Here is a 13,923-nt window from a genome sequence, read left to right as displayed (position 1 = left end):
TTCTATGAGCCTTGTATAAACCTTTCTTATTCTGACCATAGTAGCTAGTAACAAAAACTATTTATGGATTAGGAGTTGAACAGAATGAAAGTTAGACAAGATGCTTGGTCTCATGAAGATGATGTATTACTGGCTGAAACGGTGATTAAACATATTTGCGAAGGCAGCACACAACTGCAGGCGTTTGAAGAAGTCGGAGATGAATTGAATCGTACGTCTGCTGCTTGTGGATTTAGATGGAATGCTGTCGTTAGGCAACGTTATGTAAGACAAATTGCTGAAGCAAAAAAAGAACGGAAAGAAAGAAAGCGCGCGATGTCTTATTCCTATTTCACTCAACGAAAGCCACTGTGGAGTCCACCACCAACCATAAATGTACAACCATCACTACAACCAGCACCAAAAGAGATGTCACTAGATTCGGTGATTCATTATTTACAAAATCTTTCGCTCGAGTCAGACTCATCTTCTCTAGAAGAGGAAAATGCAGCTTTGATTAAGACGAATTTAGAGCTCATTAACCGTAATCGTGAGCTTGAAGGTGAAATTCAAAAGCTAAAACAAGATAGTTCGATCATTGAAGAAGATTACCAGTCTCTCATTCAAATCATGAATAGAGCACGAAGAATGGCAATCTTAGAAGATGAAGAAGCGCTCTCTAGTGCCTCCTTTAAAATGGACAAGAATGGAAATTTAGAAAAGCTCGCAAAATAGAGAAAAACATGCTTCCTATGAGTGGGAGCATGTTTTTTTATTGATTAACGATTGATTTCAATGCCATCTAATAATTTCGTGATAACATGACCAGCCATAATTAAGCCAGCAACAGATGGAACGAATGCATTTGAAGAAGGTGGCATCTTCGCCTTACGAATCGGACCTTCCTCAGCTTTTTGTGGAACAATTTCTTTACGGATATCTTCTCGTATTTTAATAGGCTGTTCATCAGAAAAGACAACTTCGATTCCTTTATGAATGCCATCCTTACGTAGCTTTGTGCGAATCACTTTTGCCATAGGATCATAGCTTGTCTTAGAAATATCCGTAATACGAAGGCGAGTAGGATCCATCTTATTAGCGGCACCCATACTTGAGATAATAGGGATTTTACGCTCTAAGCATTGTTTCATGAGGTGAATTTTATAAGAGATCGTATCACTTGCATCAACAACATAGTCAAGTCCATAGCTGAAGAACTGTTCATAGGTCTCTTCTGTATAAAACATTTTTAGAGCAATAACTTCACAATCAGGATTTATATCTGCAATCCGTTCTTTCATTAACTCTACTTTCTCGCGTCCTACAGTAGAGAGCAAAGCATGAATTTGACGGTTGACATTAGTAATATCTACATCATCTTTATCTACTAATACAAGACGGCCAACACCAGATCGTGCAAGTGCTTCAGCTGAAAAAGACCCAACTCCTCCAATACCTAGTACCGCTACTGTGCTATTTTTTAATTGGTCTAATCCATCATGACCAATAGCTAATTCATTCCGTGAAAATTGATGTAACATGTATCGTTTCTCCTTCCAAGCAAAAGGTTTATTTACCAGCTAGTATACCCTTTTAGTAGCATACTAAAAAGCTATCGATTGTCGGATTTGAATATATCACAGCATGATGAAAAAGTCTAAGGCGTTTCGTCACAAAAAGAAGCTAAATTGTTCAATTGAACAATTTAGCTTCTTTTCCCAGTTATGTAGGATAAGAATCCCAACTATGCCGTATTTGACTTACGCTTTGAACCTGCTCTCACAGGTGGGTGCACAGTGCTTATTATCTTACTTCCTTCCAAGAGTACACAAAGGCATGTAATCCAACAAACAACTACTTGCTCCCTTTTCAAAAGTGTTGGCTCAAAACACTCAGTTTTTACGTACAACGTAGGATTCTTATCTGTTGAACTAAATATAACATGACCGAAAACGACATGCAAGTATTTTATCTTAATTTTCTGTCATTTGTTTTTTTGTTCTTTTTTTACTCCTGTGGTACGGTAGATATAAACTTATTTAGGAGGCTTCATCTAGTTATGAAAAAAGCACTTGCCACCCAACGTTGTATCGAAATTAGTCAAGAAATTGGTTGGACTGAAAAGAGAATTGTTGAAACCTCGTATGATATGATGCTTTTTCCAGATCAGTTAACAGTAAAAGATGATCATTACCCTATTCAATCTATATTTGATATTTCATATCGTAAGAAACCCGAAAAAAATGCGATGGGCTTCTTGTATCTTCACACAAGCCGCGGAGTAAGGACTTATTATATTAAAGAAGAACCTACTGCTCTCATTGAAGCTTATCGAAATCTCATTAAACCCTAGTGTGATTAGAGCACCTTACTATGTTGACGACTTTTCACTTTATTGAGGTCACCACATAATTGATAAACAGGCTGATGGAGGTAATCGACTGCAGCATCCTTCACAATCCATGCCTCTCCCTCTGCATGAGGAATGGATTCAATGATGTTGATCGAATGTGCCTCAGCCCAGTGCAAGCATTCTCCGTAGCTTGCTTGATTGACAAACACCACATCATAACTAGCACTCTCTTTTGAATTACTTTCTGCTATAACAACTCGATCTCCTTTGTAGCGTTTGTGAAAAAGATAATCTTCAACCATACTATTAGCGGTAGCAGCACCTCCAGCCCCAGGCCCGACAAAAGCTAATTCATGAATATCTTCGCCGTAAATAACCACCCCATTTGTAACGCCATTAATGGAAGCTAACAGTTCTTCGTTCACCACAAATGCCGGCGATACAATGCCTTTAATCTCTCCCTCTTCAAGCCTCGAATCTCCTACTAATTTAACTTGGCAGCCGATATCACTTGCCACCTCTACATGCCAATTTTCAATCTCACTCACTCCGAAACGGCTTATCTGCTCAGGGTCAGCCCACTTCCCAAAACAGAGTCGGCTTAAGATGATTAACTTATACCATGCATCAAAGCTTTCAATGTCATCAGTAGGATCACTTTCAGCATAACCTAACTGCTGGGCTTCAAGTAACACATCCGCAAAACTGCGTCCTTTTTGAATCATTTCCGTCAACATATAATTAGTCGTTCCATTTAAAATCCCTCTCACTTGATTAATAGCTGTCGTTGCAAGTGTTCCACGAAGAGCATTTACAATTGGAACAGCTCCCGCCACAGCCGCTTCGTAACCATAAAAAGCTCCACCTGAAGTCGCTACTTTTTCAAGTTCTTCACCTTTTTGCGCCACAAGCTTTTTATTTGCGGAGATAACTGGAATTCCTTGCTCGAGAAAATAGTGAGTGTACGTAAAGGCTGGTTCAATACCTCCAATCGCTTCAAATACGATATCGTACTTTTGATGAGCTTTAAACTGTTCCCACTCAGTCGTGATGAAGACATCCTTAAGATTGGCACGATCTTTTTGACGGTCTTTTACCAAAATGGCTGTGATTTGAAACGGCTCCTCTATTTGCTCCTCAATGGTTTTACGGCTTTTTTCTAGCCGTCCATATACGCTTCCACCTACTGTACCAAATCCAAGAATCGCTACTTTTAACATAACTCTCTCTCCTCGCCTCTTATCTATCTCGTCTTAGCTTTATATCTAGAATTAAACAAAAAAAACCTTTCACTAAGGAAAGGTTTTTCTGCCTTCCCTTATCTACCAGAATGAATACATTCTGCTGAACGTAGCACCTTTGTTTGTATGGCATACAAACCGGTTGCCGGGTTTCATAGGGTCAGTCCCTCCACCACTCTTGATAAGGATGAGATCTCTATCTCATATTGTTTCGAATTTTCTATTAAAACTGATTATACGCATCACGAATTGAAGAGTCAATGGTTTTTTTCGTTTGTGCGAAAACGTAATGCGATTGCCACATAAAAAAAAAACCCGCTTGCGCGGGATGCGCTTTAGCGGGGCTCTATTTATTAAGCTTTTACTTTATCAGACTTCTTTCCAATGACCGATAAGTTTAAATCAATTAATTGATCAAGACTTACTTCACTTGGTGCATTGGTTAACAAGCAGCTTGCGCTTGCTGTTTTCGGGAATGCAATCGTGTCACGTAAGTTTGTGCGACCTGCAAGTAGCATGATCAAACGGTCAAGTCCAAGCGCAATACCGCCATGTGGAGGTGTACCGTATTCAAATGCTTCAAGTAAGAAGCCAAATTGTTCTTTTGCTTCTTCTTCTGTGAAACCAAGTGCTCTGAACATATGCTCTTGGATCTCACGCTCGTAAATACGTTGTGATCCACCACCAAGCTCATATCCATTTAAGACAAGGTCATAGGCTTCAGCACGGACTGCTGCAGGATCCGTTGCAAGAAGATCACGATCTTCTTTCTTCGGACTTGTGAATGGATGGTGAAGAGCGACAAAACGTTTTGCATCTTCATCATATTCAACGAGCGGGAAATCAACCACCCATAGGAAGTTATATACATCCTTGTTAATCAAGTCAAACTCTTTACCAAACTTCAGACGAAGAGCACCTAAGCTATCGAATACAACTTGTTTTTTATCAGCAGCAAAGAATAATAAGTCTCCTTCTTCACCGTTCATTGCTTCAAGTAAACTCTCTGCTTGCTCGCCTTCAAAAAATTTAGCCACAGGACCTTTAAGACCTTCAGCTTCTACTTTCAACCAAGCAAGACCCTTCGCACCATAAGGCTTCACAAACTCAGTTAGAGCATCAATCTCTTTACGAGACATTTTACTTGCTCCACCTTTTAAGTTTAACCCTTTTACAATGCCACCGCTGTTGATTGCACTAGTAAATACTTTAAAGCTAGAGTCAGCTACAACCTCAGAAAGCTCAACAAGTTCCATTTCAAAACGAGTATCTGGCTTATCTGAACCGTAACGATTCATTGCTTCATCATAAGTTAGGCGTTGCATGGGAAGAGAAATATCGATGCCTTTTGTTTCTTTCATTACTTTTGCCATCATTTTCTCAGTCATTGAAAGCAAGTCTTCTTTATCCATGAAAGATGTCTCAATATCAATTTGAGTAAATTCTGGTTGACGATCCGCACGTAAATCCTCATCACGGAAACAACGAACGACTTGGTAGTAACGCTCAAAGCCTGACACCATTAAAAGCTGCTTAAAGATTTGTGGTGATTGTGGCAGCGCATAGAACTCACCGTGATGCACGCGACTTGGAACAAGATAATCACGTGCCCCTTCTGGTGTACTCTTTGTCAGCATTGGTGTTTCAATCTCAAGGAATGCTTCATCATCTAAGAAGTTACGAATTAGTTTCGTCGTTTTATGGCGCAGCTTAAATGTTTCTTGCATATCAGGACGACGCAAGTCTAAGTAACGGTAACGTAGACGAACATCCTCAGAAGCATCCGTATCTGCTTCAATTTGGAACGGAAGTGATTTTGAAGCATTTAGAACTTCAACCTTTGTTACATGAATCTCAATGTTCCCTGTAGGAAGTTTATCATTTACTGTACGTTCCTCACGGGCTACAACTGTTCCTTCTATCTCTAGAACATACTCATTACGAACACGCTCAGCAATTTCTAATGCTTCTTTGTTTACCTCGGGGCTAAATACAACCTGAACAATACCAGAACGGTCACGGAAATCAAGGAAAATGACATTTCCAAGATCACGACGCTTTTGCACCCATCCTTTTAGTTGTACCACTTCACCTACATGCTCTTCTCTTAACTCTCCACAATGATGCGTTCTACCTATCATCTTATTTGCCTCCCTCAACTTGCTCTTTCATATATGTGATAAAGGTATCAAGTGCAACCTCGACTTGCTCACCTGTTTCCATGTTCTTAACATTAATACGATTCTCAGCAAGTTCATTATCACCAAGAATGGCTGTATAGCGTACATTTAGACGATCAGCTGCCTTAAATTGAGCTTTCATCTTTTTATCTAAGTAATCTTTATCACAACGAATGCCTGCTTGACGTAATTGGTATAGAAGCTCAACCGACTTTTCCTTTGCAGCATCACCTAAAGTCACGACAAAGCAATCGAGTTGATTACCGAAATCAGGCACTTTCCCTTGAGCTTTTAGCGCCATGATTAATCGTTCAATACTAAAGGCAAATCCAATTCCTGGTGTCTCAGGTCCTCCAAATTCTTGTACAAGCCCATTGTAGCGTCCTCCTCCACATAATGTCGTGATCGCCCCAAAGCCTTCACCTTCTGCCATTACTTCAAATGCAGTGTGGTTATAATAATCAAGTCCACGCACTAATGTTGGATCAATGACATATGGTAAGCCCATCTGATCAAGATGTGCCTTTACTTGTTCGAAATAAGTCGCTGATTCTTCTGTGTAGTAATCATGAATCGAAGGAGCTGTAGCCATTAATGGATGCTCACGATCTTTTTTACAATCAAGAATACGCAGTGGATTCTTCTCTAAACGACTTTGGCAATCAGAGCAAAACTCACTGATGTTTGGTTTAAAGTGATTAATAAGCGCCTCTCTGTGTGCATCTCGGCTTTCTTTATCACCTAAACTATTTAAGACAAGCTTGATATCAGTTAAGCCAAGCTCATAATAAATGCTCATTACTAAGGCCAACACTTCCGCATCAATAGCTGGGTCTTTACTGCCCAATGCCTCAACACCAAATTGAACGAATTGACGCATGCGACCTGCTTGAGGACGCTCATAACGGAACATGGGTCCTGTATAGAAAAGCTTTGTCGGTTGACTTGCTTCACCATATAGTTTATTTCCAACGAATGAACGCACAACACCAGCCGTTCCTTCAGGACGTAGCGTTAAGCTTCTTTCACCGCGATCAGTGAATGTGTACATTTCCTTTTGGACGATATCCGTTGTTTCCCCTACGCCACGCGCGAACACTTCTGTATGCTCAAAAATAGGAGTGCGAATTTCTTTGTAATTGTAACGACTGCATATTTCTTTTGATTTTTGTTCAATGTATTGCCAGATTTCAATTTCACCTGGTAATAAATCTTGTGTACCGCGTGGGATTTGAATACTCATCACTGTTCCTCCTACTTGTTTACTCGGTCTTTTATCCACACAAAAAACTCCCGCCTCTGATGTTTAATACATCAGGGACGAGAGTTATATACCCGTGGTGCCACCCTAATTGAAGCCTAAATTACGACTTCCACTTTTCAACAGTTAACGCCTGTATACGTCATCTCCTACTTATATACATGTTCAGAGAAGATCCTCAAAGGTGTTCATTCATCAAGACAAATTTGGAGGGCTCTCAGCCAAGACCTCTCCTCTCTGATTAACTTGCTACCTTGATTACTATGCCCCGTCACCGGAATAATGTAAATTTGTAATTGGTTTGTTTACTACTATACGAATGAAACTCATCTCTGTCAATAGGCTAATTTCGACCTAGCTTTTGCTTTAATGTGCGAACATCGCGTAAAGACAACCCAAATTCTGAAGCAAGTTCTAGATTTGAATTAGCCTGTTCTTTTTCCACAAAGTTATGAAAATCAACATGAAACATTTGGTCTGACTGTTGATGCAGTGATAATTGCCGCATGCTAGAGCGCATATAAAATCGTCCTTCCTCATTTTATCTACTTCTAGCATGACCCAATTTCATCAAAAACTTTCAAGAAATGATCATTTTGTTTTTATGATCACAAAGTCAGGCGGTTCCACTATTCTTGTCTAGTTTCACCTCTTTGTCCTGCGGATAAAAACGGTGCATCGAATGAAGTCATAGTGCGACTTCATATCACTGCCCCTTATTTTACCGCATGCCAGAACATTCGGTTCCACTTTTCTTATTTAGATTCAACTATCAGTGTGACTGGTCCGTCATTGATTAATGATACATCCATCATCGCACCAAAGGTTCCTGTTTCAACATGAATACCTTTATCACGTAACACTTGATTAAAATATTCATAGCGTTCGTTTGCAATATCGGGCTTCGCTGCATTCATGAAGTTCGGGCGACGCCCTTTTTTACAATCACCGTACAAGGTGAATTGAGAGATCGACAAGATGTCTTTGCCTACGTCTAGAAGGGAATGATTCATCTTCCCTTCCTCGTCTTCAAAAATACGAAGGTTGATGACTTTATCAGCCACATACTCCATATCTTCATTTGTATCTTCATGCGTGATTCCAACAAGTAATACTAGTCCAGCATCAATTTTGCCAACTACTTCTTCATCAACTGTTACGGACGCTTCTTTTGATCGTTGCAACACAACTCGCACTACCCACACCTCTACTTCAATTAATGCATAATTCGACGTACTGAATAAATATCTTGTAAATGTTTGATCTTCTCCACAACTTTATGAAGGTGATCAATATTTTGAATTAAGATAGTCATATTAATCGTTGCTACTTTGTTACGGTGATCACTCTTGCCAGAGACTGCATTAATCATCGTTCTTGATTCTGTTACTGCCTGTAATACTTCATTCAATAAGCCATTACGGTCATATCCACTAATTTCGATATCGACATTGTATGACTTTGATTGCTGCTGACTGCCTTCCCATTCAACAGGAAGTAAACGTGTTTTCGCCTCTTCAGTATTCACATTGGCACAATCTGCACGGTGAATGGAGACGCCTCGACCTTTAGTAATGTAGCCAATAATGTCATCACCAGGTACAGGCGTACAACAACGCGAAAGACGGATCAGTAAATTATCGACACCTTTTACACGAACTCCTGAGCTTGTCTTCTTTTTTGGTGTAAAGGACGGGATCTCAGAAATGGCTTTTGCCAAAGATTGCTCTTCTTGTTCTTGGTCGAGCTGTTTACGAAGCTTCTCGGTCATACGGTTCACAATTTGCTTTGCACTAATACCACCATAACCAGCGGCCGCAAACATGTCTTCCTCACCAGCAAAGCTAAATTTATTTGCTACTTCTTGAATGTTTTCAGGTGTTAATACTTCTTTTGGTTCAAATTCAAGTGCACGAATTTCTTTTTCAACGATCTCGCGCCCTTTTTCTATGTTCTCTTCGCGACGTTCTTTTTTGAACCATTGCTTAATTTTATTTTTCGCATGTGAAGATTGGGTAATCTTCAACCAGTCTTGACTCGGCCCATAGGAATGTTTTGAGGTCATCACCTCAATAATGTCTCCTGTTTTCAGTTCATGGTCGAGCGGAACCATTTTTCCATTCACCTTCGCACCAATACAGCGATTCCCGATTTCACTATGAATACGGTAAGCAAAGTCTAGCGGAACCGATCCACGTGGGAGATCTAGAACGTCACCTTTGGGCGTAAAGACAAAGACCATATCACTGAACAGATCCATTTTTAAAGATTCCATAAATTCCTGTGCATCATTGGTCTCATTTTGAGATTCAATAATGTCACGGAACCATGTAAGTTTGTCTTCAAATGAGTCTTTAGAAGAACCAGATTTACCCTCTTTGTATGCCCAGTGAGCAGCAACTCCAAATTCAGCAACTCGATGCATTTCTTCTGTACGAATCTGAACCTCGAGTGGATCACCAAATGGTCCGACAACCGTCGTATGAAGTGATTGATACATATTCGCCTTAGGCATCGCAATATAGTCTTTAAATCGACCAGGCATCGGTTTCCAGCATGTATGAATCACACCTAAAACAGCATAACAGTCTTTGATATTTCGTACGATAATACGAACAGCTAATAGATCATAAATTTCATTAAACTGCTTGTTTTGGAGGACCATTTTGCGATAGATGCTGTAAATATGCTTCGGTCTACCGTTTAGCTCAGCCCTAACATTCACATCTGTTAAATGTTCATTAATCGTATCCATTACTTGAGATAAATACTGCTCTCGTTCAGCACGTTTACGCTTCATTAGGTTAACGATTCGATAATATTGCTGCGGATCTAAATACCTGAGAGCTGTATCCTCAAGTTCCCACTTAATCGTTGAAATACCTAGTCTATGAGCAAGTGGTGCAAAAATTTCGAGTGTTTCGTTTGAAGTGATGCGTTGTTTTTCTGGCGGCATGTATTTTAATGTACGCATATTGTGAAGACGGTCGGCAAGCTTAATTAAAATCACTCGGATATCTTTTGCCATCGCAACTAACATCTTACGGTGATTCTCTGCTTGCTGTTCTTCTTTTGATTTGTATTTAAATTTCTTTAATTTCGTTACACCATCCACAAGCATCGCGACTTGATCATTGAATTCAGCTTCAATTTCTTCTACGGTCACATCTGTATCCTCTACAACATCATGTAAAAATGCTGCGGCCACAGTGTTTGGATCAAGCTCAAGTTCTACAATAATCCCTGCAACTTGAATGGGATGTAAAATATATGGTTCACCAGACTTGCGGTACTGGCCAGTATGAGATTTTTCAGCGTATTCATACGCCTTACGTAAAAAAGCAATGTCATCCTCACTAAGATATTGACTTGCTTTTTCTAACACTTGATCTATGGTCATGAAATCACCTATTCACGATTCGATTTCTTCTTATTATCGTTAAGTTTCCACACGATGTAAAGAGATAAAGGCGAAAAATGTCGAGGAAGCATTGAAAATAATTTCCAACGTCCTCCCTTTTTTTCATTTTTCTTAACTAAATAGTAGAAAAGAGCACTCATAATTTATGAGTACTCTGTTATTCTAATCGTTTATTTATACGTCATTAGTGAGAAAAGCTCATATCCATCAAGACGGTCACGACCAGCTAGGTAGTCTAGTTCAATCATGAATGCAATTCCTACAACAATGCCGCCAAGTTCTTCTACCATTTTAATTGTTGCTTCAATCGTTCCACCAGTTGCAAGTAGGTCATCAGCAATTAAAACACGTTGCCCTTTTGTGATCGCATCGCGGTGGATTGTTAAACTATCTTTTCCATACTCTAAGCCATAGTCAACTGAAATGACTTCACGTGGTAGTTTTCCAGCTTTACGAACAGGTACAAATCCAGTTCCTAGTGAGTAAGCAATTGGACAACCAACAACAAATCCGCGCGCTTCTGGTCCGACAACAAGATCAACTGCCTTGTCTTTTGCAAATTCAGCCATCTCATCGATTGCTGCTTTGTAAGCCGCACCATCTTGCATTAACGTCGTAATATCCTTAAAACGAATGCCTTCTTTAGGGTAGTTTTCTACAATTGTAATATACTGTTTAAAATCCATCTTTACACCGTCTCCTTGGTCTGTCGTTCATCTATTTCAGTCGGAAGAATTACGCGGTTGAACCATTGCTTTAATTCCTCATAGGAAGAATAAACGAATTGATTTTCTATTTTTGCTTGTTCTTGTTTTCGTAAATAACTTTTAGATTCATCTAACCCTTTTTTCTCAGGTGAATCACTAAGCGCGAGAATACCATTGTCTATTGTAACAAAACCGAGCTCTAAAAACACTTGTGACATGAAATCAATTGTGTGTTTTGACCAACCTTTATGTTTCGCTAAATCTAAACCATGCTTTTTCAAATCAAATGTTTTACGTTTCAGCAAAAACGCATAAAACCATTTAAATTGATCACGGTTAGGATTCGTTGTAAAAAAGGAGTCCTCTTGCTGATGAAAAATCGTATAAACCCGACTAGGTGTTCCTTGGCCCGTAAATAAACGTCTTAACTCATCCCTTGTATTCGGAGCATCTAGTAAAATCACATATTTATCTTCAAACAAGCCCGTAGCACGAAAGACTTCTTCGGCCTTTCCAATATCTTCACAATGCAAGCCAAGTTGATTCGCCGATTCTTCTTGAAAAGAAATAATGATTCGTTTCTCTACTGGTATCTCCAACAATCGATCGTCTAATCGCTTTTGTTGAATACTGCGCCAATCAAAGAGTTGCCATTCATTAACAGCGAGATCCTCTAGCATCATTTGTGGTTTCACATGTCCATTCCACTCATTAATGGATAACGTCCCAATCGCAGATAGTTTAGCTGTTTGGCTAATCTCATCATGCAAGTGCCCTAAATGAAAGCCAATGCCATCAAGACTAGCGCCATTTTGAGCGAAGCTTACTTTTAAGTGATTCGCCTCACTACCAATTCGACGCATCTGATCAATATGAACATTTTCAATCATAACTTTAGGTGTTGGGTTACTCACCCCAAATGGTGCCAGTGCTTCAAGTTGCTTTATAACCGATAACGATATGTGATCGACACTTGTTGCAAGATCTATTTTTGTAAGAGGCTTGAAATCTTCTTCCGTTAACACTTCTTTTGCCTGTTCATTTAACCGTTCGCGTAACAGATCTAAGTCGGCTTCTTTCATCGTAAGCCCTGCTGCCATCGGATGCCCGCCGAAGTGAGGAAGGATGTCTCTGCTCTTTGATAACTCTGAGAACATATCAAAGCCTTCGATGCTTCTTGCCGAACCTTTAGCTAACCCTTTTTCTTCATCTATGCTAAGCACAATAGTCGGACGATAAAAGCGTTCTACAAGACGTGATGCTACGATCCCAATAACCCCTGCATTCCAGCCTGTCTTGGCAATAATCAAAACGTCATTTTCAGAGGGTGGATATGTCGTTTCAACGATTTCTACTGCCTCTTCTGTAATAGCATTCACAATACTTTGGCGTTGTTTATTAAGAGCGTCAATTTCAGCTGCTAAATGTTCAGCTTCGCTAGGGTCATTTGTAATCATCAATTCCACTGCTGGATCAGCTGAATCTAGTCGTCCGGCTGCATTAATACGCGGACCAATGCCAAAGCCGACATGGTCTCCATTTAAGGCATCTTGACCAACGCCGCATACTTTCATTAACGCACGTAAGCCTGGTTTTGATGTGGATTGCAGAGCTCTTAAGCCCTCTTTTGCCATTAATCGATTCTCATCCACTAATGGAACTAAGTCAGCAATCGTTCCAATCACCACAATATCGAGCAACTCTTTTGGTATTCTTCCAAGTAAAGCTTGAGCTACTTTAAAAGCAACCCCTACCCCAGCTAGCCCTTTAAATGGATACGTACATCCAGGCTTTTTCGGATTTACAATCGCATACGCATCAGGCAGTGTCGGTGGTGCTTCGTGGTGATCGGTTACGATAAAATCAAGCCCAATTTCTCTTGCCACATTGGCCTCATGAACAGCAGAGATTCCTGTATCTACTGTTACAACAAGCGTATAGCCTTCTTCTTTTGCACGGCGCAAAGCCGGCTCATTAGGACCATAGCCTTCTGTGAACCGATTAGGAATATAATAATCAAAAATAGCCCCTAGCTCTTTTAACGTGTAGATCATGACCGAGGTACTACTCACTCCATCAGCATCATAATCTCCAAAAATCAGGATCTTTTCTTGATTGGTAATAGCTTCATTTATACGTGTAATGGCCTCTTTCATACCCGAGAGTAAATACGGATCGTGATAAGTCATTTCTTCACTGTTTAAAAACGTTTTTGCAGCTTCTGGTGTATCAATGCCACGATTAATTAATAATTGCGCAACAAGTACATCTACACCTAGCTCGTTGACAAGACTCTCTACTTTGTTATCATCTTGCTCTTGTATTTTCCATCTTGCCTTAGGTTTTAACATAAGTTCACCCCTTGACCCTCCTATTATACAGGAGCAGCCAAGGGGTGACAATGTCTGAGTTTATAATGATCGCTGTCTTTATTTGGGATCTTGATCTAATGTAGTATCGTTGATGACGGTGTTCTCGTCACCATCAACTGTATCGACATCATGCTTTGATGTTGCAGCAGCTTCTTGATGGCCTTTTAATGTTTTTAGCTTCTTAAGTTCTGCTTGGAGACGGTATATTTTTACCATCCCTAGGGCACCAGCAACGATTGCCCCCATAAAGACCGAACCAAGAATAACTAGGATCAACGGCCACTCCGCCACCCCAAATAAATAATTTACACGAACCGCGTCTACATTAATGACGGCAAAGATGGCAATAATAATCGCCACTAACAATCCTAAAATAATATTCCATTGTCCCCTCATCCCATAAACCTCC

Annotated in this window: 12 protein-coding genes, 1 other RNA gene, 1 riboswitch and 1 other annotated feature; of the genes, 2 read left to right on the top strand and 11 right to left on the bottom strand. The window is 40.0% G+C overall.

What is annotated here, in order from left to right:
* Positions 1 to 84: 84 nt before the first annotated feature.
* Positions 85 to 714, top strand: coding sequence for an RsfA family transcriptional regulator (locus RYX56_RS16310; RefSeq protein ID WP_317123108.1), 630 nt, complete (start codon positions 85 to 87; stop codon positions 712 to 714).
* Between the two features lie 44 nt (positions 715 to 758).
* Here the strand turns inward: RYX56_RS16310 and RYX56_RS16305 are convergent, their stop codons facing one another.
* Positions 759 to 1,520 (bottom strand): tRNA threonylcarbamoyladenosine dehydratase, encoded by a 762-nt coding sequence (locus tag RYX56_RS16305; RefSeq protein WP_317123107.1) that lies wholly within the window; start codon positions 1,518 to 1,520, stop codon positions 759 to 761.
* 192 nt (positions 1,521 to 1,712) lie between these two features.
* A non-coding RNA gene (gene ssrS, locus RYX56_RS16300) (6S RNA) lies at positions 1,713 to 1,899 on the bottom strand.
* 139 nt (positions 1,900 to 2,038) lie between these two features.
* Here ssrS and RYX56_RS16295 point away from each other — a divergent pair.
* Positions 2,039 to 2,332 carry a hypothetical protein gene (locus RYX56_RS16295; RefSeq protein WP_317123106.1) on the top strand — a complete coding sequence of 98 codons (294 nt, stop codon included), beginning with the start codon at positions 2,039 to 2,041 and terminating at the stop codon, positions 2,330 to 2,332.
* A 5-nt stretch (positions 2,333 to 2,337) separates the two neighbouring features.
* Here the strand turns inward: RYX56_RS16295 and RYX56_RS16290 are convergent, their stop codons facing one another.
* From RYX56_RS16290 to RYX56_RS16250, 9 genes are all read right to left on the bottom strand, one after another.
* On the bottom strand, positions 2,338 to 3,552 hold the full coding sequence (locus tag RYX56_RS16290) for a homoserine dehydrogenase (RefSeq protein ID WP_317123105.1): 1,215 nt from the start codon (positions 3,550 to 3,552) through the stop codon (positions 2,338 to 2,340).
* Positions 3,553 to 3,647: 95 nt separating this feature from the next.
* A riboswitch (SAM riboswitch) is annotated at positions 3,648 to 3,761 on the bottom strand.
* A 165-nt stretch (positions 3,762 to 3,926) separates the two neighbouring features.
* Entirely contained in the window at positions 3,927 to 5,714 is a 1,788-nt protein-coding gene (gene aspS, locus RYX56_RS16285; RefSeq protein ID WP_317123104.1) for an aspartate--tRNA ligase, read from the bottom strand.
* Between the two features lies 1 nt (position 5,715).
* The gene (gene hisS / locus RYX56_RS16280; protein WP_317123103.1) at positions 5,716 to 6,996 is read right to left on the bottom strand and encodes a histidine--tRNA ligase; all 1,281 of its coding nucleotides are present in this window, start codon (positions 6,994 to 6,996) and stop codon (positions 5,716 to 5,718) included.
* A gap of 70 nt (positions 6,997 to 7,066) precedes the next feature.
* Positions 7,067 to 7,298: a binding site (T-box leader), on the bottom strand.
* A gap of 59 nt (positions 7,299 to 7,357) precedes the next feature.
* Positions 7,358 to 7,534, bottom strand: a complete 177-nt coding sequence (locus RYX56_RS16275) for a hypothetical protein (RefSeq protein ID WP_317123102.1) — start codon at positions 7,532 to 7,534, stop codon at positions 7,358 to 7,360.
* Positions 7,535 to 7,769: 235 nt separating this feature from the next.
* Positions 7,770 to 8,210 carry a D-aminoacyl-tRNA deacylase gene (gene dtd / locus RYX56_RS16270; RefSeq protein WP_317123101.1) on the bottom strand — a complete coding sequence of 147 codons (441 nt, stop codon included), beginning with the start codon at positions 8,208 to 8,210 and terminating at the stop codon, positions 7,770 to 7,772.
* Between the two features lie 20 nt (positions 8,211 to 8,230).
* Entirely contained in the window at positions 8,231 to 10,414 is a 2,184-nt protein-coding gene (locus tag RYX56_RS16265) for a RelA/SpoT family protein (RefSeq protein ID WP_317123100.1), read from the bottom strand.
* 191 nt (positions 10,415 to 10,605) lie between these two features.
* Positions 10,606 to 11,121: an adenine phosphoribosyltransferase gene (locus RYX56_RS16260; protein WP_317123099.1), complete on the bottom strand. Its 516-nt coding sequence runs from the start codon at positions 11,119 to 11,121 to the stop codon at positions 10,606 to 10,608.
* A 2-nt stretch (positions 11,122 to 11,123) separates the two neighbouring features.
* Positions 11,124 to 13,493 carry a single-stranded-DNA-specific exonuclease RecJ gene (recJ, locus tag RYX56_RS16255; RefSeq protein ID WP_317123098.1) on the bottom strand — a complete coding sequence of 790 codons (2,370 nt, stop codon included), beginning with the start codon at positions 13,491 to 13,493 and terminating at the stop codon, positions 11,124 to 11,126.
* Positions 13,494 to 13,571: 78 nt separating this feature from the next.
* A complete protein-coding gene (locus RYX56_RS16250) occupies positions 13,572 to 13,910 on the bottom strand; it encodes a LapA family protein (RefSeq protein WP_047973374.1) in 339 nt (112 codons plus the stop codon).
* Between the last annotated feature and the right edge of the window lie 13 nt (positions 13,911 to 13,923).

It is taken from the genome of Alkalihalophilus lindianensis (genome assembly GCF_032843265.1).
GTDB classification, from domain to species: domain Bacteria; phylum Bacillota; class Bacilli; order Bacillales; family Bacillaceae_D; genus Alkalihalophilus; species Alkalihalophilus lindianensis.
This window is presented reverse-complemented; position numbering and strand designations above follow the sequence as displayed.

Coding starts and splice junctions, on each gene's coding strand:
- RYX56_RS16275 (WP_317123102.1), bottom strand. CDS start 7,534: ATGCGCTCTAGCATGCGGCAATTATCACTGCATCAACAGTCAGACCAA.
- RYX56_RS16265 (WP_317123100.1), bottom strand. CDS start 10,414: ATGACCATAGATCAAGTGTTAGAAAAAGCAAGTCAATATCTTAGTGAG.
- recJ (WP_317123098.1), bottom strand. CDS start 13,493: ATGTTAAAACCTAAGGCAAGATGGAAAATACAAGAGCAAGATGATAAC.
- hisS (WP_317123103.1), bottom strand. CDS start 6,996: ATGAGTATTCAAATCCCACGCGGTACACAAGATTTATTACCAGGTGAA.
- RYX56_RS16305 (WP_317123107.1), bottom strand. CDS start 1,520: ATGTTACATCAATTTTCACGGAATGAATTAGCTATTGGTCATGATGGA.
- RYX56_RS16295 (WP_317123106.1), top strand. CDS start 2,039: ATGAAAAAAGCACTTGCCACCCAACGTTGTATCGAAATTAGTCAAGAA.
- aspS (WP_317123104.1), bottom strand. CDS start 5,714: ATGATAGGTAGAACGCATCATTGTGGAGAGTTAAGAGAAGAGCATGTA.
- RYX56_RS16250 (WP_047973374.1), bottom strand. CDS start 13,910: ATGAGGGGACAATGGAATATTATTTTAGGATTGTTAGTGGCGATTATT.
- RYX56_RS16290 (WP_317123105.1), bottom strand. CDS start 3,552: ATGTTAAAAGTAGCGATTCTTGGATTTGGTACAGTAGGTGGAAGCGTA.
- RYX56_RS16260 (WP_317123099.1), bottom strand. CDS start 11,121: ATGGATTTTAAACAGTATATTACAATTGTAGAAAACTACCCTAAAGAA.
- RYX56_RS16310 (WP_317123108.1), top strand. CDS start 85: ATGAAAGTTAGACAAGATGCTTGGTCTCATGAAGATGATGTATTACTG.